The following is a 22,380-nucleotide window of genomic DNA, read 5'->3' as shown; positions in this document are numbered from 1 at the left end:
TCAGGCCGCCTCAAGCTCCGGCATGACCGAAGCCTTTACGGCCGATTCCCTCAATGGTTGGGCTTCACGACTCGCGGCGGTTTCATGAATCCATTGCTTGAGAATGGAGGCTACGCGCTCCTCATCCATGTCAATCATCTGTTCCAGACGCAATTTGGCAGGCATGCGCATGCGCTGGCGAAGATCGCTGAGGCTGGTCTTCATCTGGTCGGCATAGGCTTCCGGCCCGCCAATGACGGCCTGCACGCCCTCGCCAGCCGCCTGACCGCCGACGAAATTCGGCGTCGCCACTTCGCTTGTCTCGCGGACGGCCACTTCCGTGCCGGTCGGCGTGGCATTCTGATCACGCAGCAGCGGACGCAGACCGAACCAGATCAGGAGACCGACGGCGGCAAGAATGGCGAGCGCATTGACGTAGGAGCCGCTCTGGCGAAGCACCGTATCGGTCCATGGCGTGGAGACCGGTTCCATATCGGCACCGGCAGGATCGAGGAAGTTCACTGCCGTTACATTGATGACGTCGCCACGATCAGCATTGAGACCGGCTGCGGTTGCAACGAGATCGCGGATCTTGGTGATCTGCTGATCGACAAAATTGGCTGGCGGCGGCGTGGTTCCCGCAGTTTCCAGAAGCCGCGCCTGATCGATGACCACGGCAATGGACAGCCGCTTGACGGCATAGCCGTCGCTGACGGTGGAAACCGTCTTGCTGTTCATTTCGTAATTGGTCAGCTCCTCGCGGCGATCAGTCTTTTCGGTGGAGCTTTCGCCGTTGCGGTTCTGGATTTCTTCCTGCGGAATGTTCTGTTCCACGCCGGTTGCATTGTCGTTGCGATTGTTGCGGGAATCCCCGCTTTCACGGACCACGCGCACGGAACGCTCAACGCGGGATTCAGGATCGTAGGTCGTCTCGTTGATCTGGCGGCGGTCCGTATCGAGCACGGCCTGAACGCTGGTTTGGAAATGTCCCATGCCGAGATAGGGCGCCAGCGCCTTGCGGATGCTGTCATCCACATTGCCTGCAACCTGCTGTTCCAGCGAGGCGGTCAGGAGGGCTGCGCCATTGGCGGCTTCGCCTGCCGATGCCAGCAAGCGACCGTTGGTGTCGAGAACGGTGACGGCGGAAGCATCGAGCGACGGAACGGCGGCGGCGACCAGCTGGCGGATGGATTGGGCGGATTCGGCAGCAAAGCCGCCTTCGGCGCGAATGACCACCGAGGCGGACGGCTTCTGGTCACCACGACGGAACGACCCTTTTTCTGCCATGACGATGTGAACGCGCGCAGCTTTCACGCCACGAATGGCCTGGATTGTGCGGGCGATTTCGCCTTCGAGCGCGCGCACCCGGGTGATTTCCTGCATGAACGAAGTGAGGCCGAGCGACCCCATATTGTCGAACAGCTCGTAACCGGCATTGTTCGAGGTCGGCAGGCCCTTTTCGGCCAGATACATGCGGGCATTTTCGGCTTTGCCGATGGGCACGAGGATGGACGAGCCGTCGGCTTTCACGTCGAAAGGAATGCCGGCTTCACCGAGCGCGAGGCCCATGCGGTTCACGTCGTCGCGCGAAAGGCCGACATAGAGCGTTTCGTAGGATGGGCGGCTCAGATAGATGCTCGTATAGAGGATCGCGCCCATGAGTGCCGCGCCCACCAGTCCGAGCGCGATGAGTTTTCGCGCGCCGAGCTTGCCGAGCGTACCCTTGAGCTGTTCGATCAATTGCTGGAAATTCTGCTGCATCCACACCACCGCCATCATGATGGATGCAAACTAGCCCGCGAAGCTTGCGCGAAAGTGGCGGCTGATGAAGCAAGTGCTTTCGGAAACTGGAAATGAGCGCAAGGAATTGGGGCGCGGAATAAATCCCGCGCCCCGTTTTCCGCCCAAAGACATCCGATCCGATCAGGCCGGTTCGGATGCGAACCCCTGATTTGCCTGAGAACTCGCGAGCGCCGGCAACCCGGCGCCCTTGCTGTTTACTCAGATTAGCCGCGGAACAGCGACAGGATGTTCTGGTTCGACGAGTTGGCGATCGACAGAGCCTGAACGCCGAGCTGCTGCTGAACCTGCAGAGCCGACAGACGTGCCGATTCCTTGTTCATGTCAGCGTCAACGAGCTGGCCAACGCCCTTTTCGATCGAGTCGGAAAGGCTCGATACGAAATCCTTCTGCATGTCGATGCGTGCCTTTGCGGCACCCAGTTCGGCGGCAGAGGTCGCCATCGAGCCAAGAGCGGCTTCGATGTCGGTCAGGAGGTTGTCGAATGCTGCACCTTCGGTGCCCGCGACGTCGGCTGCGTCATATCCGGTAACGCCGGTCAGATCCGCGACGTTGACGTCGAGGATCGACTTGGCAGATGCGCCGCCAGCCTTATCGAGAACGCCAGCAGCCGTACCAGTGCCGGAATCGATCAAACGCGTCGTGGAGTAATTCACCGAAATCGTGCCGGTCGTTACCTTGCCCGAAGCATCACGGTTGTAAGAGGTGATGACGTTCAGCGAATTGCTTTCAGCTACTGCCGGGGTGGCAGTAGGATCAGCGGTGTCCTTCGACGAATCCGAGGTCAGCAGGTTGGAACCGGCATAGTTGGCGCCAGAAACATTGTCCTTGAGCTGAGCAACATAGGTTGCGATTTCGCTCTGGATCTTGGCGCGATCTTCCGCACCAGAAGTCTTCGCAAGAAGAACCTTCTGCTTGATCTGGTCAACAACTTCGATGGCCTTGTTCATGGCCGTATAAGCAGTGTCAACCTTGCCAGCACCGAGGCCAAGCGAATCCTGCACAACCGAGTTGGCTTTGTTATCGGAACGCATGGTCGTTGCGATGGACCAGTAAGCAGCGTTGTCGGATGCACCGGCAACCTTGAGACCGGTCGAGATACGGTTCTGGGTCGATTCCAGTGCCTTATTGGTCGAAGAAAGCGTCTGGAGAGCGGTCAGAGCCGACGAATTTGTAAGAATGCTAGCCATAGTTTTTTGCCCCTTGGGAAAAACAATCTGAGGGACAGGCCGGATTTTTAGATTACCGGCATGGTGGAGCGGCATCATGCCTGTTGCCGCGTAACGCGCGGAAACCCACCATGAGGATCGTCGTAAACTCGAAATATTAAGAGATTACTAAATAATCCGCTCAATTTTTAATTGAGGTTTTCTTTTTCATCAAGTGGGTTTCTGGCAGATCGACATGATCCACCGGTCCAAACTTATCCTCACCCCTGACGTTCTCTTTATGTTCCATAAGTGTCAACTAATGGAGGAAAGATCATGCTTCGTTTTTCAATTCTGGCTGTTTCACTCATCTCCGCTTCAGCCGCATTGGCCGATAATCAGATAACGGTGAACTGGATCAACAATGCAGGCAAATCCATCAATTATACGCAAGGTGCATGCAATCCAGACGGAAAGTGTACGCGACCGTCGACGATTGCGAATGGTGCAACGGGCGTCCTCACACACAAGGCAGAAGATGATACATATCTGCGTTCGATGATTGCGCGGTACCGCTATTCCGACAACACCGTTTATAAGTCGTGTCAGTTGACGGTTTATGCTGAAGGACCGAGCTTCACTAACCCCGCGCCCGGATGCAAGGCGTCGGGTTATAGTCGGCATTTCATGAAATCTGATGGTACCGGCAGCAGTCCCACCTGCACTCTTGTGGCCGAAGAAGTCAATCATGACACCTGCGACTACAAGCTGACCGTCCGTATCAACAACTGAACTTAACAACGAGCTGCGGTGTGTCAGCTCGTTCCTGTTTCTACGAAAAGGACCGTATCAGGCTTCCGACCAGAATATTCCAGCCATCGATCAGCACGAAGAACAGAATCTTGAACGGCAGCGAGATCACCGTCGGCGGGAGCATCATCATGCCCATGGACATGGTGAGCGTCGCCACAACAAGGTCGATCACCAGAAATGGCAGCACGATCAGGAAACCGATTTCAAAACCGCGCCGCAGTTCCGAAATCATGAAGGCCGGAACCAGCACGCGGAAATCGACGATACCGTCATCACCAGTGCGAAACGACGGATCAGCGAGATCTTCAAAGAGCCGCAGGTCCTTGTCGCGCACCTGGCCCATCATGAATTCACGGAAAGGCTGCGAAATTTCGGTGAAAGCTGCCTGCTGCGTGATTTCATTGCGCATCAAGGGCTGCACGCCATTGTTCCAGGCCCGGTCGAAGGCGGGCGCCATGACATAGAATGTCATGAACAGGGCAAGAGAAATCATCACCATGCTAGCAGGCGCGGTCTGGAGACCGAGGCCGGACCGCAGCAACGAAAAGGCGATGGCAAAGCGCGTGAAGCTCGTCACCATGATGAGCAGCCCCGGCGCAATGGACAGCACCGTCAGAAGCCCGAACAGCTGCACGATCTGGCCGCTCGCAGCACCGCTTCCCGCAGGCAGCAGGTTGTCGAGCGTCAGCGCCTGTTGCGCCTGTGCGGAAACGGTAAGAGCGAGCGTCAGGATGAGGCCGAGGCCAAGGAGTTTTTTCATTCTACGACCAGTGCCGAAATAAAGACCCGGTCGACCGCGCCTTCCGAACGCAGGCGCGCGCGTTCTTCCAAATCGGAGCGGAGATAGGCGAGTCCCGCCGCGCCCTGCAATTGCATGAGGTTGACGCTGCGCAGGAAGCTCAGGAAATCGTCGCCGACGCTTGCCGCCATCGCCGCCGGAATTTCATGGCCCGGCTTTGCCACCAGCGAGGCTTCAAGACGCACCCATGTGTTCTGCGGAATGCCGAGATTGGTGACAATCGGCTGCAAGGGCACGACAGTGCCGATGGAGCGCGATTCAAAATCGCCCTGCTTCGGCTTGTCTTCCTTGCCGGAAGGCCTGACCGATGCGAGCTGATCGGCGGAAATCATGCCGCCCATATACCAGCCGCCGCCGCCAGCGATGACGGTCAGAACTGCGACAGCCGCCAGCAGCCCCGTCAGGGAGCCTTTCGCCTTGCCGTCTTTTTCCGTTGCCGTCGTGTCGCTCATGCCAGCCAACCTAGAAAGGAGAAACCTGATCGAGAATCTGCTGGCCGTAAGGCGGCTGCTGAATCTCGCTCAGTCGTCCGCGCCCGCCATAGGAAATGCGGGCTTCGGCGATCTTGTCGTAGGAAATCGTGTTGTTGCCGGAAATGTCGCGCGGACGCACGACACCAGCGACATTGAGCACACGCAGCTCGTTATTGACGCGCACTTCCTGCGACCCGCGGATAATCATGTTTCCGTTGGGTAGCGTGTCGGTGACGATGGCCGCGACCTGCAGGCGGATATCTTCACTGCGCTCGATGGTGCCCTTGCCCTTCGACTTGCTGTCGGAATGGGTGTTGACCGAAGCATCCATATCGCCACCGGCGCCAGCACCCGTGCTGCTGCTCGTCGCGAACGAACCACCCGCGCCGTAAATGCCTTTCGACACACGCTCGCGGTCCGTCTTGTTATCGAGGTTGGCGCGGTCGTTGATGGAAATGATAACCGTCAGGACATCGCCCGGCGTGGCCGCACGCGGGTCCTTGAAGAAATTGGTCGAACGCTGGTCCCAGAGCGAATAGGTCGCCTTGCTCGGGCGCGCCGGATAGCCGTTGAACTGCGGATTGTTCTGCATGCCAAGATGCGCCGCGACCGGGGACAGGTCGGGTGCCCGACCGATTTCCTCGGGCTTGGTGGCACAACCGGCCAGAAGAACCGCTACTGCTGCTGCAAGGGTCGCTTTGTTCATGCTGTTTTTCATTGAACCGTATTCCCGGACTGTGCCGCGGCGCGCTGATCCTTCACAGCTTGCGACGCGGTCGTCGTGCGCTGCGAACCGACGATGACGCGCGCCAGCTTGGCCGCCTTTTCCGGCGGCATTTCATTGAGGATGATGCTGGATACACGCGGATTGAGCTTGAGGATGAGCGCCGCTGCCGCTTCGTCGCCGATCAGCGCCATCTGTGCCGCCGCCGCGTCCGGCTTCATTTTCGAGATAATGTCGACCAGCGAATCCTGTGCTTTGCTGACAAACTCGTCACGGCGCTTCAGCCACATTTCATATTCCCGGCGCTTTTCCTCAAGCGCACGCATCCGTTCCTCGACATCGGCCTTCAGATCGGTCAATTGCTTGGCCTGCAATGCATAGCGGGCGTCTGCCGCCTGATCGTCGATATTGCCGCAGAATTTGCGGATCTCATCGAGGTTGCCGAGCGGCGGCGGAGAGGCAAGCTGCTGTGCCGCCGATGCTTCAACCGGCGCTGGAGCAGCCGTCGCCGCCTGCTGCGCAAAAGCTGGGACAGAGGCAGCCAGAAGCAGCGCCACTGCCGAACCATACCGGATCATTCTATGAGCCATGGTCATTGCACCACCAGTTCCGCATGAAGTGCGCCGGATGTCTTGATGGCCTGCAATATTGCGATGATGCCGGTCGGCTTCACGCCGATCTGGTTCAGGCCCTTCACCAGATTTTCAAGATTTGCGCCGGTCAGAATGCCGATCTTGGCGTTCTGCTGGTTGACGGCAATATCGGTGTTCGGTTCAACAGCGGTTACACCGTCGCTGAACGGCTCCGGCTGAACCACCATCGGCGTTTCCGTCACACGAACCGTCAGGCTGCCATGGCTGATCGCCACTTTGGAGATGCGAACTTTCTCGCCGATGACGACGGTTCCCGTTCGCTCATCGACCACCACACGCGCCACTTCGTCGGTCGTAATCGGCAGACCTTCAAGCTCTGCGAGGAAACGCGCGGCAGGCACGTTTTTCGGACGCGACAGGCGGATCGTCTTGGCATCGCGTGCAATGGCGACACCGCGACCGTAACGGCGCTTGGCGAAGACGTTGATCGTATCGGCAGCGCGCACGGCAGTGGTGAAATCGGGATCGCGCAGCTCGACGATCATTTCGGTTTCCTTGCCGAAATTGCCCGCCACTTCACGCTCGACCAGCGCACCATTGGGGATACGACCGGAAGTCGGCACACCCTGCGTCACGCTTGCAGCTTCACCTTCCGCCGAAAAACCGGACACAATCATGTTGCCTTGCGCGACAGCATAGATCTGGTTGTCGGCACCCATGAGCTGGGTCATGACCAGCGTACCGCCCTGCAGCGATGTGGCATCGCCGAGCGACGATACAGTCACATCGATGCGCGAACCGGCACCGGCAAAGGCGGGCAGATTAGCCGTCACGATGACCGCCGCCGTATTCTTCGAACGGGTGGAGTTGCGCGGCGCGCTGATGCCGAGATTATCCAGCATGGCGCGCATGGATTGTTCGGTGAACGGCGAATTGCGCAGGCTGTCACCGGTGCCCTTGAGGCCGATGACAAGACCGTAACCGACTAGCTGGTTTTCACGCACACCCTGAATAGTGGCAATATCCTTCAGGCGCGCAACCGCGCTGCCCCGGCCAAGTTCTGCATAGGCCATTTTCGACGGGTCGCCCCCCGAGCCGAGCCAATCGGCATCGGCATCCACTGCGGAACCGAATTCCCGCGCGTTCTTCGACGACTCATCAGCAAAGCCCGCAACGGGCTGGAAAATGAGTGCCAAAGCGGTGATAAGGGCGGCGCAAGTCTTTCTCACTGCATCCCCACCTGAATGCGACCATTGGCCAGCACCGTGCCGGACACGATGATGCCGCTGTCGACGTTACGAACCTTGATGAAATCGCCAGCCGCACCGGATTCGAGCGGCGTGCCCATGGCGGTTATGGTCAGCGTACCGGCGGTAAAGACCAGCGGTGCCGGAACCCCGCGCGTGACCAGAGACGGCTCGCCCAATGCCGACACGAGGATCGGCTTGCCGGGAAGCAGCGTCTTGCGCGCCACCTTGCCTGCCGCCTGATCCGCGGACAGCACATATTGGTTCGCCGCTGGCGCATTTATAAAGAACTGCTTTTCCAGAAGTGCGGTGTCGCTCACGATCTGGCCGGGATAGACGGTGGCCGAAGGCACGACAAAAGCGATGCGGTCCGCAGCACCGGCGCCAGCCATTGCGGCAAGCAGGAAGCCACCGGCAAGAGCCAGCCTTTTCTTTTGCAAGATCGCCTTCACACAGCCCATCGCCATCACCATCAGCGCAAGTTCTTCGACACGGTTGCCGCCATTTCGTCGGCAGCCTGAATAACCTTGGAATTCATTTCATAAGCACGCTGCGCCGTGATGAGATCGGTGATTTCCTTCACCGGATCGACGTTCGACGCTTCGAGATAGCCTTGCTTGATCGAGCCGTAGCCCGGATCACCCGGAACGCCGACCAGCGGACCGCCGGAAGCTTCCGTCTCGCGGTAGAGATTTCCGCCGAGCGGCTCCAGACCAGCTTCATTGGTAAAATTTGCGAGAGTTAGCTGGCCGAGGTCGACCTGATTGACCTGGTCCTGCAGCTTGGCGAAAACCTGTCCCGTATCAGTGACAGTCACTTCAACAGCATCTGGCGGAATGGTGATCGCCGGTTCAACCGGATTGCCGTCGAGTGTCACGAGCTGGCCATCGGCATTCTTGTTGAACGCGCCGGCGCGCGCATAAAGCGTCTCGCCGGTCGGGCTTTGAATCTGAAACCAGCCCTTGCCCGTCAAAGCCAGATCGAATGGATTACCGGTCTGGTTGAAACTGCCCTGCATGTGGAGGTTTCGCACCGCCGCCGTCTGCACGCCGAGACCAACCAGCGCGCCTTCCGGCACGATGGACTGGTTCGCCTGATTGGGCACGCCTGCCGTCCGCTCGGATTGATAAAGCAGATCGGAGAATTCAGCACGCGCGCGCTTGAAGCCGGTTGTGTTGATATTGGCGATGTTGTTGGCAATCACTTCCAGATTGAGCTGCTGGGCGTTCATGCCGGTGGCGGCAATCGTCAGGGCTTTCATGGCGTATCCTTAGCTGCCGTAAATCAGATTGGCATGCGGCTGATTTCGAGATAGGCCTGCACGATCTTGTCACGGATCGCGATGGCCGTCTGGAGCGACTGTTCGGCTTCCATGACGGAGCTGACCACATCGCGCACCGGCGCATCGCCCTTGATGCCCTGAATGGAGGTTGCCTCCGCCGCCTGCAGCTTTTGCCCGACGGAATCCGTCATCTGCGACAGGACTTCGCCGAACGAGGCACCGGGAGCGGCCGGAACAGCCTGCGGCGCGGAAGCGGAACCCACACCCGTTTCGGCAACGGTTTCCGACAGGCGCGACAGGGCATTGCGCGCCGAAATGCTCATGATCGAGTCGTACATTATGTGCTCCTCAGGAGATCGATCGTCATGGAGATCAGCTCACGAGCTTGTCTCACGACCTGCAAATTGGCTTCATAAGAACGGTTGGCTTCACGCATGTCCGCCATTTCGACGACCATGTTGACGTTTGGATAGCGGACATAGCCGCGCTCATCCGCTGCGGGATGGCTCGGCTCGTATTGTTCGATAAAGGCCGATGTGTCCTTGCCGACTTCGGCAATGCGGACTTCGGCTGCACCGGTGCCCTGTTCCAGCTCGGTACGGAAGGAAACCGTCTTGCGGCGATAGGGATCGGCGTCGGCAGTCTTGGCGGTAGACTGCGCATTGGCGATATTCTCGGAAACGATGCGCAGACGCGTCGATTGGGCCGAAAGGCCCGACGCTGCGATCTTCAATGTGCTTTGCAAGGCATCGGAAGACATAATTACCCCTTCGCGACCGAAAGCATCATGCGATGGAACGCCTTGACGATGCTTGTGTTGAGCGAATATTCGCGGGCGATTTCACCAGCCTTCATCATTTCCTGTTCGACATCGACCGTATTGCCGGAATGGGTCTGCTCGGTGATGTCATCCGGGCGCAGGCGCGCACCGGCGATCCCGTCTGCCTCGGCTTCCAGATGCAGGGAGCTGGTGGCAGCCATGGTGAGCTGCGTCTTGTCCAGCACATCCGCGAAGGGCTGCACGTCCCGCGCCCGAAAATCCGGCGTGTTCGCGTTGGCGACATTGCCCGCAACGGTGGCCTGTCGAACCGACAACCACTGCGCCTGCCTTGCAGCCAGATCGAAAAGATGAATGGAGCTCATTGAGTATCCCGCCTTTATAGTTCGTTAACTTAAAGGCCGGAACTTGCGTCAAGCTTGCGCAGATTAAGGGAGTAGGGGAATATGTTTTCTAGGAACGATATGTCGTTGCGTGAGAAAGAGCGCTGATTGCGCGGGGCAAACATACTCCCCTATTCCCTTACTGCCCTACTCCCCTATTTCCGCATCTCAATCACATCGCCCGACGATGTCGTAAGCTGCCAGGTGCCAGCACCGCGACCGATTGAAACAAGGTGACTGCCATCCGGCAGCAGCGAGCCTTTTTCGACGAACCAGTAGCCCGACGTATCCTCAATCATCGCCATGCCGCCGACAACTGCGCGCAGCGCGAAAACCGGCTTTGGGAAGGCCTGCCCTTCCCCGCTTCCGTCGCCGCCATTGCCCATTCCGGTTCCCGGAAGCCCCTTGCCGTTCGACATGACCGAGCCTGTCATCGTGTTGTCCACGTCAGCATTCGGCGCGACCTGTTCGGACGGGCGGAAGGACGGGAAACGGCGCACGGTTTTCTGTTCCGAGCGGTCCAGCGGATCGATGATCTTGCGTTCGGCCTTCTCGGGCGAACCCAGATCGACACGCTGAAGATAGGTGACGAAAGGCAGCATCGCGCTTCCGGCGGCGAGCGTGATGGCCGCGATCTTCAGGTAGCGATCCACCTTGTTATGCGGCTTCTTCATGCCTTCCTGCCGTGCGGCGGCTTCGACCTCCGCCGTCAGATCTGCAAGGAGTTTCTCTTCCTTTGTCTTGCGAAAGCCCGTCATCATGCGTGTTGCGCCTGTCTGTCGCCGCGCAGTGCCGCGGCAAGGTCGTTATAGGGATCATCCGATAGGCCGGTTTCCGGCGATTGCTGCAAGGCGTCGTAAATGCGCGGCACAAGATCGACCGCCTGGTCCAGAAGGCCGTCATGGCCTTTCTGGTACGCCCCGATGGCACGCAGGTCGCGAGTTTCCTCGAAACGGGCGACCATACCCCGCAATTGGCTGACCAGCTTGCGCTGTTCCGGTGTCCAGTTGTGCTTTGCCAGACGCGAAACCGAGCCCGGAATATCGACCGCCGGAAAGCGCCCTTGCGCCGCAATTGCGCGATCAAGCACGATGTGGCCGTCCAGCGTACCGCGGATCGTGTCGGAAACCGGGTCGTTGTGATCGTCGCCATCGACCAGCACCGAATAGATGCCGGTGATGCTGCCACCCGCTTCCGTGATACCGGGACCCGCCCGCTCCAGAAGGCGGGGTAACTGGCTGAAGACGCTCGGCGGATAACCGCGTGAAACCGGCGGTTCCTCGGCGGCAATCGCTACTTCGCGCGCCGCATGAGCAAAGCGCGTGACGGAATCGACAATCAGCAGGACATTCTGGCCAAGATCACGGAAATATTCGGCAATGGCCGTCGCCGTGTTGGGTGCGAGGCGGCGCATCATCGGGCTTTCATCGCCCGTCGCCACCACGGTTATCGTCTTGTCGAGATGGCCCGCCATGGTTTCTTCCAGCATCTCGCGCACTTCACGTCCACGCTCGCCGGTCAGCGCCAGCACCACCGTGTCGAAATCCGCCGCACGCGTCATCATGGCAAGCAGCGTCGACTTGCCGACGCCAGAGCCCGCAAAGATGCCAATACGCTGGCCGAAACAAAGCGGCGTGAAAATATCGATGACATTGACGCCGGTGCGCAAGCCCCTGTCGACACGCCCGCGACGCAGGGCTGCGGGCGCCAGATTCTCGGATGCCATCGGCCGGGTGCCGGGTTGCAACACGCCCTTTCCGTCAACCGCATCGCCAAGCGCATTGATGACACGTCCGCGCCATTCCGGTGCCGGGCGGATGCTGAGCAGCCCTTCCTCGAAAACCGCAGCGCCAAGCGAGGGAATGATGCGGTCATCGAAAGGCTTCACCAGCACCTGCGTGTCAGCCACCCGGATGATCTCGGCAAGGCTCTGGCCGCCTTGTGCATGGATCGCCACCGCATCGCCCAAACGCGCATCACGCGAAAGCCCGCGCACGGCAATGGCCGAGCGCGACACGTCGCTCACCGTTCCGCCGATACCGGTCAGCGGCTTTGGTGCCACCGATTGCTGACGGGCAAAAGCGGCGAGACGCGAGAGCGGCAGATCAGGCGTCATCCGTTTCTGGAGCCCAGGGTCTTGATGGCTTCAGAGACCGTGCTTTCCTGCTGCGACAACAGATTATTGACCTGTTCGAAAGCGCGGCTGACGCTGATAAGGCGGGTCATCTCGGTCATGGCATCGACGTTCGAACCCTCGATCATGCCTTGCACGACGCCCACACTATTGTCATCGACCACCGGCTGGGCAGGCTTGTTCGGGATCACACCGGACGTACCGGCATAGGTCAGGTCGGCATCGGCGGGAATCGTGAAGAGGCCGATGGAGCCGACCTGCGCACCGTTCTGATAGATCGCGCCGTCGCTCGAAATCTTCGGCGCACCACCACCCGGATTGAGCACGATGGGCGCACCGCCGACATCGAGAACCGGATGGCCGGTAATAGAAACGAGATCGCCCGTCGGCAGCATGTTCATGCGCCCGTCGCGGGTGTAGATCTGTCCCTGCGGCGTCGTGACCGACATCCAGACATCGCCCTTGACCGCAACGTCCAGCGGATTGTCGGTCTTGATCATCGGGCCTGCTTCGGTACGGATGAAGCTCTTGCCCGCAGTGGCAAAACTGACGTCGTCACTGGCCTTGTTTGAAACGATGGTATCGAACTTGGTGCCTTCTCCACGGAAACCGACGGTTGAGACATTGGCGACATTATGAGCGATGGCATCCATCCGCCGTTCCAGCGTGATGAGCGACGAAAGCCCGACATAGATCGAATTGCTTTGCATTGCCTAACGCCCGCCCGGCTTGAAATTCTGCAAGGTGCTCAGGATATCCATCGAAATGCCGACGGAAGACGTTCCGCCCAGAAGCAGGGACGCAATCGAGGCCGGGCTGCTCGCCGTTGGATTGTTCATCTCATACATGGCGGTGAAGCGCGAAATGAGCTTCGAGACATATTCGGGATCGGACATCTTGGTGAAGTCGATCTTGTCCTCGATCATCTTCGCCTGCTTGTCGATATCGGCATTGGATATGCTGGATGGCCAGCCGAAGGTCGTCTGGATCACCGACACTAGCGCCTTGTCGCCAAGGATTTCATAGGCATTGGTGATGGTCGGTGCCTTGCGTGCAAAATAAAGGGCCAGCCGCACGCCTTCATTCTGGCTTCCGGCTTCCGTTTCCAGCGTCTGACGAAGATATTTGTCCACGACACCTTGCTGCGCCGCAGTGCTCTCAGTCGCTTCCGCGCCCTTGCCTGCGAAATCGAAGACGGTCGCAAATTCCTTATAGCGCTTGTCGGTCAGCTTGTTCGCCATGGCATCGTCGCTCGTGACGCCCTCGGTCAATATCTTGCGGACGAACGCCTTGGCGAAGGCCATGTCTTCCAGACCAAACGCCTTCATCGCGTAATTATAAAGACGGCTATCGGCCATGAAATCATCAATGGATTTCACCTTGCCGATATTCTCCTTGTAGTAGGCGGTTTCCCGCTCCACCAATGGTTCCTTCGAAACACGCTGCAACGACCGCGTCATATCCGCCGCGATCAGGCGATAACTCGTCATCGTATCGACCATGCGCATGACCCCCTTCCGGTATTTCAATCCTTTATGAAAGACCAAGCTTGTCCGAAGCTGATTTTATCTGCGCGCTACAGACAAGGTTCGCGCAAGCCGCGGCGCTTAGGTTCCAGACAAACAGAATGTACGCGGGAGTCTCGAGCATTGGGCATTATTGTCGGTCTTGTCATCACACTGGGCTGTATGCTGGGCGGCTTTATCGCCATGGGCGGACATGTCAGCGTGCTCATCCAGCCCTGGGAATTCGTCATCATTCTGGGTGCCGCACTCGGGACGTTCTTCATTGCCAACCCTTTCTCGCTCGTGAAAGACACGGGCCGCGCCTGCATGGAAGCATTCAGCAACGCGGTCCCGAAGCAGCGTGACTATCTCGATGTTCTGGGCGTGCTCTACAGCCTGATGCGCGAGCTGCGCGCCAAATCGCGCAACGAAGTGGAAGTCCACATCGACAATCCGAAGGAATCGTCGATCTTTCAGGCCTATCCGAGCGTATTGAAGAAAGAGGACCTCACCAATTTCATCTGCGATTATTGCCGTCTCATCATCGTCGGCAATGTGCGCTCACATGAAATCGAGGCGCTGATGGACGAGGAAATCCACACCATCGCCCGTGACAAGCTCAAGCCCTACCACGCAATGGTCAGCATTTCCGAAGCCCTGCCCGCACTTGGCATCGTTGCCGCCGTGCTGGGCGTCATCAAGGCCATGGGCGCACTCGACCAGTCGCCGGAAGTGCTGGGCCATCTGATCGGCGCCGCCCTTGTCGGAACCTTTGCCGGTATCTTCTTCTCTTATGGCGTTGTCGGCCCGATCGCAGCCAAGATCAAATCGACCCGCGAAAAGAACAATCGCCTCTACATCGTCGTGAAGCAGACGCTTCTCGCCTATATGAACGGCTCCCTGCCGCAGATCGCCGTGGAGTATGGCCGCAAGACCATCTCCGCCTATGATCGTCCGACCATCGATGTGGTCGAGCAGGAAACCATGGCGAGCGCGCCGACCCAGCAGGCAGCGTAAGATGACCACCCCCGAAACTGCCACATTGGGGCAAAACCGCAAAAATGATGTTCTGGCCGAGAACCTGCTGCGGGCAGCGGGCCTTTCGGGCGACGACCTGAAATCGCTTGCCCATGTATTCAAGGATGCCTCAACGCATTTCTGTGACCGGCTGAAACATGGCTGCGCTGCCGCATTCGACGTTGAGGCAGGTCAGGTGGAAAGCGCCGACGATGCTGCCTTTGCCGATATTCTCGACAAGGCGGCGATCATCGCACCTCTGAAGGCCGAGCGTTGGGGCAGCACACTTTATCTCACCGCCGATGCGACGCTCGTTTTCTCAGTGATCGAAGCCATGTATGGCGCCCAAGGTAATATGGGTAATGTCGGCTCTGTCGATGAGGACCGGCCTTTCGGCATGCTGGAACAAAAGATTTCCGCTCTTCTTGCCGGTCATCTCGCCGGTTCGCTTGATCAGGTTTTTGCCGGAAGCGGACAGGCGAGCGGACAGGCGCTTTTTGCCGCCGGTGAATGCACCGACACAGCCGAATTCGACCGTGAGAATTTCGAGCGCTCGCGCCTTTTCGCCTGCCGCATCGATGTTACTGCCGCGGGTAAAACCGGCCAGGTGCACCTGCTTCTGCCCCGCAGCACGCACAAGCCGATGCAGGATGCCGTGGCAGCCTTTTTGCGCCGCCCGATGAACCAGACCGATCCGAGTTGGGCGAAGAAGATGCGGCAGGAAGTCAGCCGTGCGCGCATCGAACTCGAAGCTTTCATCCAACAGGGATCGATGACGCTGGACGCATTGTCGATGCTGGAAATCGGTCAGGTTCTCAAACTGCCCACCGACGCCATGGAACAGGTACGCCTGCGCGCCGGGGATCAGCAGCTTTTCAAGTGCACGCTCGGAAAATCGGGCATTCATTTCACAGTCAAGGTCGGCGACCCGGTCAATCAGGAAGAGGATTTCATCGATGAGCTTGTTGCTGGCTAACGTGCTTTCCACATTGATGGCTCTTGCCTCGCTTGCCGCGCTCATCGTGGTTGGCCGCAAGGCCAACGAGACGATCAAGCTTGGCAAGGTGCTGGCGCTGCGCATTGCAGCTGCCTCCAACGGTTTGGAGCGCGCCGTCAAGGCGATCCAGAGCGAACGCACCGATCTTGGCACTGCTTTGGCGGACGAAAACAACAAGCTTGAAGCCCGTCTTGCCGAAACGCAGCGCGTGCGCCGAGAAATGGACGAGGCTATCGAAGAACTGAACAGGCTGCGCAAGGCGCTGACCCGCGATATCCGCCATGCGCGCAACGTCGCCGACAGCACGCCACGAGCACAAGAAAAAATCGCGACCGCCACCGAACAATCGCTCCCGAAGGAAAAGAACGCGCTACCCGTTTTCGTGCGTCGCGCGGTTCGTAAAGCTACCGTCGAACTTGCGGGGCAGGCATGAGCGCTGACAACAAGGACAAGAACATGCAGCAGGAACTGGACGAAGCCATTGAGGAACTGCGCGAAGAAAAGCCGCGCAGCACACAGAAGGGCCCATCCAAGCCAAATCTCGAACTCATCATGGGCATTCCCGTGGATGTTCAAGTTGTTCTTGGCGGCACGACCATGCCGGTTGCCAATCTGATGAAGCTCGGTCGCGGTGCGGTCATCACGCTCGACAAGCAGATCGGTGATCCGGTCGATATCGTGGTCAATGGCCGCGTCATCGCCCGTGGCGAAGTGATCGTCCTTGAAGATGATTCCTCGCGTTTCGGTGTCAGCCTCACCGAAATCATCGGCAAGTAACGGACGTGACCATGGCCGACCATGAACAGCAAGCCCTCGCGGAAGATATTGAAGGTACCGCTACCGGCCTCGTCGATACGCTGACCGGCCCGCAAAAGGCGGCGGCGATCCTCGTTGCAATCGGACGGCCTGCCGCCGCACGTCTCCTGAAGCATTTCAATGCCGAGGACCTGCGCAAGCTTGCCGGTCATGCCCGCACGCTGGAACCGATTTCGCCGCTTGATTTCGAACAGCTCGTCAAGCAGTTCGAGGATTCCTTTGCCGAAGGCGCGCCGGTTTCAGAAGCCGCCCAACGCTTTGAAGGCCTGTTGCGGGAGGCTCTGCCGCAGGAAGAAGTCGATGCAGTTCTGGAAGACCGCGTCCAGCCACAGCTCGTTCAGGAATCGGTCTGGGTGCAGCTTGGACGCCTGCCGGTGGAAAGCCTGCAGGCCTATCTGACGGACCAGCATCCGCAGATCATCGCCTATATCGTGTCGAAGCTGCCTTCCGATCTTGCGGCCCGGCTGTTCGTCGTCCTGCCGCCGCAACTGCGCAATGCCGTCGTGCAGCGCTCGCTCCATATCGGCAATGTGGCGCCAGCGGCTGCGGAACTTCTCGAAGACGTGCTGCGGCGCGATCTTCTTGGCCGCAGCGATTCCGGACCGGTCAAGGCTCATCACGGCCAGATCGCCAACATCTTCAACCAGCTCGACAGAAGCGAGATGGAAGAACTCATGGCGAGCCTTGAAGATCTCAACCGCGACGATCTCAACCGCATCAAGGCCAAGCTCTTCACCTTTGAAGACATCGAGCGCCTGTCGCAACGCGCGCGCCTGCTGCTCTTCGATGAAGTGCAGACGGAACAGATCGCCACCGCGTTGCGCGGAGCCGATGCAAGACTTCAGGAACTTGTTCTCTCGTCGCTCTCGACCCGTGGCCGCCGCATGGTGGAAACCGAGCTTGGCGCCGAGCAGGGCAACATAACCGCGCAAAACATTGCCGAGGCGCGCCGCACGATAGCCCGTATCGCCATCGATCTTTCCGAGCGCGGTATCATCACCCTCGACGCAAGCGAAGCTTCGTCCTGATTTCGTGTGACCCATGGCAGATGATGCTGACAAGGAAAGCAAAACAGAAGAAGCCACCGAGCAGAAGATCCGCGACGCCTTGGAAAAGGGCAACATGCCCTTCTCCCGCGAAACGCCGATCCTCGCCGGTATCGCTTCCTTTCTGATTATCGCAGTCTTTGTCGCGGGACCTGCCACCACGAAGCTGGCTGTCTTCCTGCGCGAGCTGATCGACCGTCCCGAAGACTGGCTCCTCAACAGCGCGGAAGATGCAAGCCGTCTGTTCGGTGTGCTGGCCCTGGCTGTCGGCGCAGCCCTTGTGCCTGTGTTCATCATCATCCCGCTTGCCGGCATTGCAGCCTCCGCATTCCAGAATGCGCCGCGCTTCGTTGGCGAACGCATCCGCCCGCAGGCATCGCGCATATCCCCGCTCAAGGGCTGGCAGCGGATTTTCGGGCGCGCCGGTCAGGTCGAGTTTCTCAAATCTCTGGCAAAGTTTCTGGCCGCAAGTGTCATCGTCTTTATCGTTTTCTTCAACGGCAACAGCCTGTTTACCGATGCCGTCGCTTCCGACCCGAGAGCCTTGCCGGAATTTCTGCGCGAGAACATGGTGCGTCTGCTCGTCGCCAATGTGCTGGCCATTACCGCAATTGCGGCATTCGATCTTGCGTGGTCACGCATTCACTGGCGGCAGGAACTGCGCATGACGCGACAGGAGGTCAAGGACGAGCTGAAGCAGTCGGAAGGTGACCCGCTGGTCAAATCGCGCCTGCGTTCGCTTGGCCGCGACCGCGCCCGCCGCCGCATGATCAACACTGTTCCGACGGCAACGCTGATCGTCGCAAATCCGACTCATTTTTCCGTAGCACTGCGTTACAAGCCCGATCAGGACGCGGCCCCGATTGTCGTTGCAAAGGGACAGGATCTCATCGCATTGAAGATCAGAGAAATAGCAGCACAGCACTCCATCCCGATATTCGAGGACGTTCCGCTAGCCCGCGCGCTCTATAAACAGGTCAATGTCGACCAGATGATCGCACCCGAATTCTACAAGGCGGTGGCCGAGCTTATCCGGGTCATCAATACGCGGCATGCGATACATTGATAGATGGCCATGATATTTATATATTTCAGAACAGTGACAGCCTGTTCCCCCAGATCGGTGGTGAAACTATGAAGAGCCTGCAATTCTCGAACGAACGCGAGGCGATCATTGCCCAGAACCTGCGCGAGGTCGCAACCGATCTTCGCCTGGTCGATCCGGCGGATTACATTGCCTTCATACGCTGCGAGCTTTTCGCCAATATCGCCGATATCGTCAGTTCTGCCACCGAGCTTTACTTCTTTCCCGGCACGCTGGAACTTGGCCATGGCGGCGAATATCATTGTGACTGGCAATCACTACCTGCCATCGTGCTCGACATGGAGTTCCGCAATCAGGGTGTCTATGCCTATTTCCGCCTGACGCTGACCGACAAGACGGCTGGTGTGGAGCTGAACCATATCGCCTTCGAGGATGCCGACGAAGACCCGGCGAAGAATACGGCCAGGCTCGCCAACGCATTTGACGCCGCGCGCCTGCCGCTGAGAAAACGGGCCTGAAGCATTTTCCGCCAAACCGCGAAGCGGTTTGCCGAAAAATAAACAGTCGATCACCAGATGCCCGAAGCATCCGGTGTCGTTGTCATTTGCATGTTGCAGTTGGCATTAAACCAGATGGTTCACTTCAGGCATTTCGATGATGCCGAGCGACAGCGCCGTCGCCACCGCTGAAGTACGATTGGAGCAATTGAGCTTGATCTTCGCATTCTGGAGATAGGTCACGACGGTCCAGCGCGCGATGCTCAGGATTTCCGCAATCTCTCCATCTGTCTTGCCATTCGCCGCCCAGCGCAGGCAATCGACTTCACGCGGCGTCAGTAGGCTGGCCACCGTCCCGACATCCTTGCAGCCGCACAGGGCTGAATGAATGATCCCGGACAAGCTCAACAGGCGCGGACGCAGCTTGGCCACGAACTGTTCGCGATCCTCATCGGGGCTGATCTCGAAGCTGAACAGGGAGCAGCCGACAGCACCTTTCTGGCTGCGAGCAGAAACCGCTATGAAAATATTGCCAAGGCCATGCTTCTCGGCGTCCTGCAACATTTCCGCAATAGCCGGACATTCGCTGGCATCCGCCTGAAGGTCGCGAACAATACCGCTGGCATCGTTTTGAAAATAAGGCGCATCTTCCTGAAAGATTGGATCGACGACGAAATAGTTCTTCGTGGAATAGCGCGCAGCCCAATTAGTCGGCACAGTCATCACAACCGTGAGGTCGGAGGAGTTCGTTTTCGCGCAATCGCCCATACGTCCGCGATAGGTGTGCATGATATGGCGGCAACCGATCTCATCGCGAATTCGCGTCAGGAGAGCCAGTGTGTCGCTTTGGAAGGCCGTTCCAAAGAAGGTCTTTTTAAAATTCGGAAAATGAATGAGATCGAGTGTCATTTCTATAATATCCTTGGTACTCAAGCCCGAGGGGTACTCGTTACTGTATTTGGAATATCAGCGAATCGTAGCCCTAGAGCTTTTCAATCATTTATAAGTGACATAAAAAATGGGGTCTCTGACAACCCGCAATTAATGGATTGCAAACCATTACACACAAGAACGGTGCAAAAATTAAGGCTCTCTTGGGAAATTTATAAGTCAAACAGCGAAATAAACTTCGCTAAGCCGATTCACAAAAATCAACTGTTCTCTTTCTGAACACTTCGCTGATTTCGACCATAAGCGCGATAGAAAAAATCGATCGCGAGTTCAACATTCTTGCGAATCGTTTCCGCCGATGGGGGCTCGGACAATGCGCCAAACAGACGGGGCCTATACAAGCCGGACAAGAACAGATCAGAAAGCTGATAGGCCATCTTTTCAGGATCGAAAGGCTCCAGTTCCCCCCGCTCGATCATCTCCTTGAGATAATCGGCCATAAGAACGAGGCTGCGCTTCGGCCCGCGCTCGTAGAAACGGGCTGCAAGCTCCGGCTTGCGCTCGCTGACGCCCAGAACGATGCGCTGTGCCCGCACTGCCGTCGATGAGGTTATCAGCGTCACCAATGCAATGCCGAAATCGGTCAGCTCCTGACGTGAATTGAAACCCTTGTCGAGTTTTTCGATCAGTTCACGAAACATTGTATCGCGATAATGTTCGCAAAGAGCTACAAACAGGTCTTCCTTGCTGTTGAAGTAGACGTAGATCGTGCCCTTTGAGACACCAGCCTCGCGCGTGATGTCGTTCATGCTGGCTGCATCGAACCCCATACGCAGGAACACATCCTGAGCGCCTTCAAGGATTTGGCGGCGTTTAGCAGGATCCTGACCGGCGCCGAGCCGTGTGCGACCGCATTCCGTTTCGGAACCGGACGATTTGCCCTCACCGGGTCGGCTGACGCTTTTCTCATCATGCCGGTTGCGGTCATGCATCATCGTATCGGTTGTTCCTTGGGCGTTGCGATCGGGTTTCATTTCACAAGACTCTTAACTTTTTTCGAACCAAGCGGTTCGATATCCTCTTGATATGCGCATCTTATTGATTTATGTCAACATCGAACCGAGCGGTTCAATCCGAAGGATGTGCAGAAAGTTTCCCCTATGTCCGCCCCGAAGTCCGTTGATAAGGCCGATATTCATCCGTTCCCGAACGCCAAGAACTTCGCCTCGGCAACCCAGCCGGCGACGAATGAGGCGCCTTTGAACGAGAGATCGCAGCCCCATACCGTACCGAACCCACAGGAAGCCGCGCCCGCGGAAACTGGCGTAACCGCCAAGGGCGGCAAGAAGAAGGGCTTCGGCAAGCGTGTCCTGTTTCCCGGCATTCTGGCGGTCGCGGTCGCCGGTGGCCTCTGGTTCGCCTATGACTGGTGGACGGTCGGACGTTTCATGGTTTCGACCGACGACGCTTATGTTCAGGGCGACATCGCGTCCATCGCACCGAAGGTTACCGGTTACATCGAGAATATCCCGGTGGTTGCCAACCAGCAGGTCAAGGCTGGCGACGTGATCTTCCAGCTCGATGCGGGCGACTACAAGATCGCACTCGATGAAGCAGAAGCCAAACTGGCGACCCAGAAGCAGACCCTCATTCGCATCAAGGCGGAAACCGATGCGGCACAGGCCGTGCTCCAGCAGGCAAATGCCGACAAGCAGGCCGCAACCGCAGTTCTGACCAATGCACAGAACACGATTGCACGCGTACAGAAGCTGCATGAAACACGTTTTGTCGCGCAGGCCGAACTCGACACCGCCCAGTCCTCGCTGGACCAGGCCCGCGCCAAGGTCGCCGGTGGCGATGCGCAGATCGCTTCCGCCAAGGCCAATATCGAAGTGCTCAACGCCCAGTATAGCGAAGCCGAAAGCACGATGAAATCGCTGGAACTTGCCCGTGACAAAGCCGCACGCGATCTGTCCTTCACGACGCTGCGCGCGCCGTTTGACGGTGTGATCGGCAATCTCGCAGGCAAGAAAGGTGATCTTGTTTCGCCCGGCCAGAAGATCGCCGCACTTGTTCCGGTCAATGAGCTTTATATCGATGCGAACTTCAAGGAAACGCAGCTCGCAAAGATCAAGACCGGCGAAACCGCGCATATCTATGTCGATGCAATCGACGGCACCAAGTTCGACGGCAAGGTCGCGTCCATCGCTCCGGCCTCGGGCGCAGTATTCTCGCTGTTGCCGCCGGAAAATGCGACTGGCAACTTCACCAAGATCGTGCAGCGCGTTCCTGTTCGCATCATGATCCCGAAGGAAGCGCTGGAATCCGGCAAGATCCGCGCGGGCCTGAGTGTCGTGGTCGATATCGATACGCGCACTGCGCCTGACGAGAAGGCCAACTGACCGAACCTGCG

The 22,380-nt window shown here is 58.2% G+C and carries 27 protein-coding genes; 9 read left to right on the top strand and 18 right to left on the bottom strand.

What is annotated here, in order from left to right; all coding sequences use genetic code 11:
- Both fliF and HWX93_RS15910 read right to left on the bottom strand, forming a co-directional pair.
- Positions 1-1,755 carry a flagellar basal-body MS-ring/collar protein FliF gene (fliF, locus tag HWX93_RS15915; protein WP_176037948.1) on the bottom strand — a complete coding sequence of 585 codons (1,755 nt, stop codon included), beginning with the start codon at positions 1,753-1,755 and terminating at the stop codon, positions 1-3.
- 230 nt (positions 1,756-1,985) lie between these two features.
- A complete protein-coding gene (locus HWX93_RS15910) occupies positions 1,986-2,969 on the bottom strand; it encodes a flagellin (RefSeq protein WP_176037927.1) in 984 nt (327 codons plus the stop codon).
- A gap of 294 nt (positions 2,970-3,263) precedes the next feature.
- On the opposite strand from HWX93_RS15910, the gene HWX93_RS15905 reads away from it, so the two are divergent.
- Positions 3,264-3,719 carry a hypothetical protein gene (locus HWX93_RS15905; protein ID WP_176037926.1) on the top strand — a complete coding sequence of 152 codons (456 nt, stop codon included), beginning with the start codon at positions 3,264-3,266 and terminating at the stop codon, positions 3,717-3,719.
- Positions 3,720-3,759: 40 nt separating this feature from the next.
- On the opposite strand, the gene fliP is transcribed toward HWX93_RS15905, so the two are convergent.
- The 14 genes from fliP to HWX93_RS15835 all read right to left on the bottom strand — a co-directional run bounded on the left by fliP (position 3,760) and on the right by HWX93_RS15835 (position 13,655).
- On the bottom strand, positions 3,760-4,500 hold the full coding sequence (fliP, locus tag HWX93_RS15900; RefSeq protein WP_109988826.1) for a flagellar type III secretion system pore protein FliP: 741 nt from the start codon (positions 4,498-4,500) through the stop codon (positions 3,760-3,762).
- Complete coding sequence (locus HWX93_RS15895; protein ID WP_176037925.1) at positions 4,497-4,991, bottom strand: flagellar basal body-associated FliL family protein; 495 nt, start codon at positions 4,989-4,991, stop codon at positions 4,497-4,499. Before HWX93_RS15895 ends, fliP begins: the two co-directional genes overlap by 4 nt.
- A gap of 10 nt (positions 4,992-5,001) precedes the next feature.
- Entirely contained in the window at positions 5,002-5,730 is a 729-nt protein-coding gene (gene flgH, locus HWX93_RS15890) for a flagellar basal body L-ring protein FlgH (RefSeq protein ID WP_109988827.1), read from the bottom strand.
- Positions 5,727-6,332: a MotE family protein gene (locus HWX93_RS15885; protein ID WP_176037924.1), complete on the bottom strand. Its 606-nt coding sequence runs from the start codon at positions 6,330-6,332 to the stop codon at positions 5,727-5,729. The genes flgH and HWX93_RS15885 overlap by 4 nt, the downstream gene beginning before the upstream one ends.
- Positions 6,329-7,558, bottom strand: a complete 1,230-nt coding sequence (locus tag HWX93_RS15880) for a flagellar basal body P-ring protein FlgI (protein WP_176037923.1) — start codon at positions 7,556-7,558, stop codon at positions 6,329-6,331. The genes HWX93_RS15885 and HWX93_RS15880 overlap by 4 nt, the downstream gene beginning before the upstream one ends.
- A complete protein-coding gene (gene flgA, locus HWX93_RS15875) occupies positions 7,555-8,037 on the bottom strand; it encodes a flagellar basal body P-ring formation chaperone FlgA (protein WP_176037947.1) in 483 nt (160 codons plus the stop codon). Before flgA ends, HWX93_RS15880 begins: the two co-directional genes overlap by 4 nt.
- 11 nt (positions 8,038-8,048) lie before the next feature.
- Positions 8,049-8,837, bottom strand: coding sequence for a flagellar basal-body rod protein FlgG (gene flgG / locus HWX93_RS15870; RefSeq protein WP_012093514.1), 789 nt, complete (start codon positions 8,835-8,837; stop codon positions 8,049-8,051).
- A 23-nt stretch (positions 8,838-8,860) separates the two neighbouring features.
- On the bottom strand, positions 8,861-9,196 hold the full coding sequence (locus HWX93_RS15865) for a flagellar hook-basal body complex protein FliE (protein WP_140021831.1): 336 nt from the start codon (positions 9,194-9,196) through the stop codon (positions 8,861-8,863).
- Positions 9,196-9,618 carry a flagellar basal body rod protein FlgC gene (flgC, locus tag HWX93_RS15860; RefSeq protein WP_109988831.1) on the bottom strand — a complete coding sequence of 141 codons (423 nt, stop codon included), beginning with the start codon at positions 9,616-9,618 and terminating at the stop codon, positions 9,196-9,198. Before flgC ends, HWX93_RS15865 begins: the two co-directional genes overlap by 1 nt.
- Positions 9,619-9,620: 2 nt before the next feature.
- The gene (flgB, locus tag HWX93_RS15855) at positions 9,621-10,001 is read right to left on the bottom strand and encodes a flagellar basal body rod protein FlgB (protein ID WP_109988832.1); all 381 of its coding nucleotides are present in this window, start codon (positions 9,999-10,001) and stop codon (positions 9,621-9,623) included.
- A gap of 173 nt (positions 10,002-10,174) precedes the next feature.
- Positions 10,175-10,780: a hypothetical protein gene (locus HWX93_RS15850; RefSeq protein ID WP_176037922.1), complete on the bottom strand. Its 606-nt coding sequence runs from the start codon at positions 10,778-10,780 to the stop codon at positions 10,175-10,177.
- Positions 10,777-12,135 (bottom strand): flagellar protein export ATPase FliI, encoded by a 1,359-nt coding sequence (gene fliI, locus HWX93_RS15845; protein WP_176037921.1) that lies wholly within the window; start codon positions 12,133-12,135, stop codon positions 10,777-10,779. The genes HWX93_RS15850 and fliI overlap by 4 nt, the downstream gene beginning before the upstream one ends.
- Positions 12,132-12,863, bottom strand: a complete 732-nt coding sequence (gene flgF, locus HWX93_RS15840; RefSeq protein WP_109988835.1) for a flagellar basal-body rod protein FlgF — start codon at positions 12,861-12,863, stop codon at positions 12,132-12,134. Before flgF ends, fliI begins: the two co-directional genes overlap by 4 nt.
- 3 nt (positions 12,864-12,866) lie before the next feature.
- Complete coding sequence (locus tag HWX93_RS15835) at positions 12,867-13,655, bottom strand: DUF1217 domain-containing protein (protein ID WP_176037946.1); 789 nt, start codon at positions 13,653-13,655, stop codon at positions 12,867-12,869.
- A gap of 147 nt (positions 13,656-13,802) precedes the next feature.
- Here HWX93_RS15835 and motA point away from each other — a divergent pair, with 147 nt between their 5' ends.
- The 7 genes from motA (at position 13,803) to HWX93_RS15800 (ending at position 19,097) form a co-directional block, all read left to right on the top strand.
- Complete coding sequence (motA, locus tag HWX93_RS15830; RefSeq protein ID WP_061347648.1) at positions 13,803-14,675, top strand: flagellar motor stator protein MotA; 873 nt, start codon at positions 13,803-13,805, stop codon at positions 14,673-14,675.
- Between the two features lies 1 nt (position 14,676).
- Positions 14,677-15,651, top strand: coding sequence for a FliM/FliN family flagellar motor switch protein (locus tag HWX93_RS15825; RefSeq protein WP_176037920.1), 975 nt, complete (start codon positions 14,677-14,679; stop codon positions 15,649-15,651).
- Positions 15,632-16,105, top strand: a complete 474-nt coding sequence (locus HWX93_RS15820; protein WP_176037919.1) for a BAB2_0123 family type IV secretion system effector — start codon at positions 15,632-15,634, stop codon at positions 16,103-16,105. The genes HWX93_RS15825 and HWX93_RS15820 overlap by 20 nt, the downstream gene beginning before the upstream one ends.
- Entirely contained in the window at positions 16,102-16,449 is a 348-nt protein-coding gene (fliN, locus tag HWX93_RS15815; RefSeq protein WP_061347645.1) for a flagellar motor switch protein FliN, read from the top strand. Before HWX93_RS15820 ends, fliN begins: the two co-directional genes overlap by 4 nt.
- 11 nt (positions 16,450-16,460) lie before the next feature.
- Complete coding sequence (locus HWX93_RS15810) at positions 16,461-17,516, top strand: flagellar motor switch protein FliG (RefSeq protein ID WP_176037918.1); 1,056 nt, start codon at positions 16,461-16,463, stop codon at positions 17,514-17,516.
- A 13-nt stretch (positions 17,517-17,529) separates the two neighbouring features.
- On the top strand, positions 17,530-18,600 hold the full coding sequence (gene flhB / locus HWX93_RS15805) for a flagellar biosynthesis protein FlhB (protein WP_109988839.1): 1,071 nt from the start codon (positions 17,530-17,532) through the stop codon (positions 18,598-18,600).
- Between the two features lie 68 nt (positions 18,601-18,668).
- Entirely contained in the window at positions 18,669-19,097 is a 429-nt protein-coding gene (locus HWX93_RS15800; RefSeq protein WP_109988886.1) for a hypothetical protein, read from the top strand.
- Between the two features lie 105 nt (positions 19,098-19,202).
- Here the strand turns inward: HWX93_RS15800 and HWX93_RS15795 are convergent, their stop codons facing one another.
- Together HWX93_RS15795 and HWX93_RS15790 are read right to left on the bottom strand one after the other, a co-directional pair.
- On the bottom strand, positions 19,203-19,985 hold the full coding sequence (locus HWX93_RS15795; protein ID WP_109988840.1) for a helix-turn-helix transcriptional regulator: 783 nt from the start codon (positions 19,983-19,985) through the stop codon (positions 19,203-19,205).
- 242 nt (positions 19,986-20,227) lie between these two features.
- The gene (locus tag HWX93_RS15790) at positions 20,228-21,001 is read right to left on the bottom strand and encodes a TetR/AcrR family transcriptional regulator (protein WP_109988841.1); all 774 of its coding nucleotides are present in this window, start codon (positions 20,999-21,001) and stop codon (positions 20,228-20,230) included.
- Positions 21,002-21,127: 126 nt separating this feature from the next.
- Here HWX93_RS15790 and HWX93_RS15785 point away from each other — a divergent pair, with 126 nt between their 5' ends.
- Positions 21,128-22,369, top strand: coding sequence for an HlyD family secretion protein (locus tag HWX93_RS15785; RefSeq protein WP_109988842.1), 1,242 nt, complete (start codon positions 21,128-21,130; stop codon positions 22,367-22,369).
- Positions 22,370-22,380 lie beyond the last annotated feature (11 nt).

This window comes from Brucella tritici, assembly GCF_902825325.1.
Taxonomy (GTDB): domain Bacteria; phylum Pseudomonadota; class Alphaproteobacteria; order Rhizobiales; family Rhizobiaceae; genus Brucella.
Note: the sequence above shows the minus strand (reverse complement) of the source record. Positions and strands in the feature narration are given on the sequence as shown.

What these genes read in the sequence shown, in the direction of transcription:
- HWX93_RS15785 (WP_109988842.1), top strand. Translation starts at nt 21,128, where the DNA reads ATGTCCGCCCCGAAGTCCGTTGATAAGGCCGATATTCATCCGTTCCCG.
- fliF (WP_176037948.1), bottom strand. Translation starts at nt 1,755, where the DNA reads ATGGCGGTGGTGTGGATGCAGCAGAATTTCCAGCAATTGATCGAACAG.
- fliI (WP_176037921.1), bottom strand. Translation starts at nt 12,135, where the DNA reads ATGACGCCTGATCTGCCGCTCTCGCGTCTCGCCGCTTTTGCCCGTCAG.
- HWX93_RS15850 (WP_176037922.1), bottom strand. Translation starts at nt 10,780, where the DNA reads ATGATGACGGGCTTTCGCAAGACAAAGGAAGAGAAACTCCTTGCAGAT.
- HWX93_RS15905 (WP_176037926.1), top strand. Translation starts at nt 3,264, where the DNA reads ATGCTTCGTTTTTCAATTCTGGCTGTTTCACTCATCTCCGCTTCAGCC.
- flgH (WP_109988827.1), bottom strand. Translation starts at nt 5,730, where the DNA reads ATGAAAAACAGCATGAACAAAGCGACCCTTGCAGCAGCAGTAGCGGTT.
- flhB (WP_109988839.1), top strand. Translation starts at nt 17,530, where the DNA reads ATGGCAGATGATGCTGACAAGGAAAGCAAAACAGAAGAAGCCACCGAG.
- flgB (WP_109988832.1), bottom strand. Translation starts at nt 10,001, where the DNA reads ATGAGCTCCATTCATCTTTTCGATCTGGCTGCAAGGCAGGCGCAGTGG.
- flgA (WP_176037947.1), bottom strand. Translation starts at nt 8,037, where the DNA reads ATGGGCTGTGTGAAGGCGATCTTGCAAAAGAAAAGGCTGGCTCTTGCC.
- flgG (WP_012093514.1), bottom strand. Translation starts at nt 8,837, where the DNA reads ATGAAAGCCCTGACGATTGCCGCCACCGGCATGAACGCCCAGCAGCTC.
- HWX93_RS15790 (WP_109988841.1), bottom strand. Translation starts at nt 21,001, where the DNA reads ATGAAACCCGATCGCAACGCCCAAGGAACAACCGATACGATGATGCAT.
- HWX93_RS15885 (WP_176037924.1), bottom strand. Translation starts at nt 6,332, where the DNA reads ATGACCATGGCTCATAGAATGATCCGGTATGGTTCGGCAGTGGCGCTG.
- HWX93_RS15810 (WP_176037918.1), top strand. Translation starts at nt 16,461, where the DNA reads ATGGCCGACCATGAACAGCAAGCCCTCGCGGAAGATATTGAAGGTACC.
- flgF (WP_109988835.1), bottom strand. Translation starts at nt 12,863, where the DNA reads ATGCAAAGCAATTCGATCTATGTCGGGCTTTCGTCGCTCATCACGCTG.
- fliN (WP_061347645.1), top strand. Translation starts at nt 16,102, where the DNA reads ATGAGCGCTGACAACAAGGACAAGAACATGCAGCAGGAACTGGACGAA.
- HWX93_RS15865 (WP_140021831.1), bottom strand. Translation starts at nt 9,196, where the DNA reads ATGTACGACTCGATCATGAGCATTTCGGCGCGCAATGCCCTGTCGCGC.
- HWX93_RS15800 (WP_109988886.1), top strand. Translation starts at nt 18,669, where the DNA reads ATGAAGAGCCTGCAATTCTCGAACGAACGCGAGGCGATCATTGCCCAG.
- HWX93_RS15825 (WP_176037920.1), top strand. Translation starts at nt 14,677, where the DNA reads ATGACCACCCCCGAAACTGCCACATTGGGGCAAAACCGCAAAAATGAT.
- HWX93_RS15910 (WP_176037927.1), bottom strand. Translation starts at nt 2,969, where the DNA reads ATGGCTAGCATTCTTACAAATTCGTCGGCTCTGACCGCTCTCCAGACG.
- HWX93_RS15895 (WP_176037925.1), bottom strand. Translation starts at nt 4,991, where the DNA reads ATGAGCGACACGACGGCAACGGAAAAAGACGGCAAGGCGAAAGGCTCC.
- HWX93_RS15835 (WP_176037946.1), bottom strand. Translation starts at nt 13,655, where the DNA reads ATGGTCGATACGATGACGAGTTATCGCCTGATCGCGGCGGATATGACG.
- flgC (WP_109988831.1), bottom strand. Translation starts at nt 9,618, where the DNA reads ATGTCTTCCGATGCCTTGCAAAGCACATTGAAGATCGCAGCGTCGGGC.
- HWX93_RS15795 (WP_109988840.1), bottom strand. Translation starts at nt 19,985, where the DNA reads ATGACACTCGATCTCATTCATTTTCCGAATTTTAAAAAGACCTTCTTT.
- fliP (WP_109988826.1), bottom strand. Translation starts at nt 4,500, where the DNA reads ATGAAAAAACTCCTTGGCCTCGGCCTCATCCTGACGCTCGCTCTTACC.
- HWX93_RS15820 (WP_176037919.1), top strand. Translation starts at nt 15,632, where the DNA reads ATGAGCTTGTTGCTGGCTAACGTGCTTTCCACATTGATGGCTCTTGCC.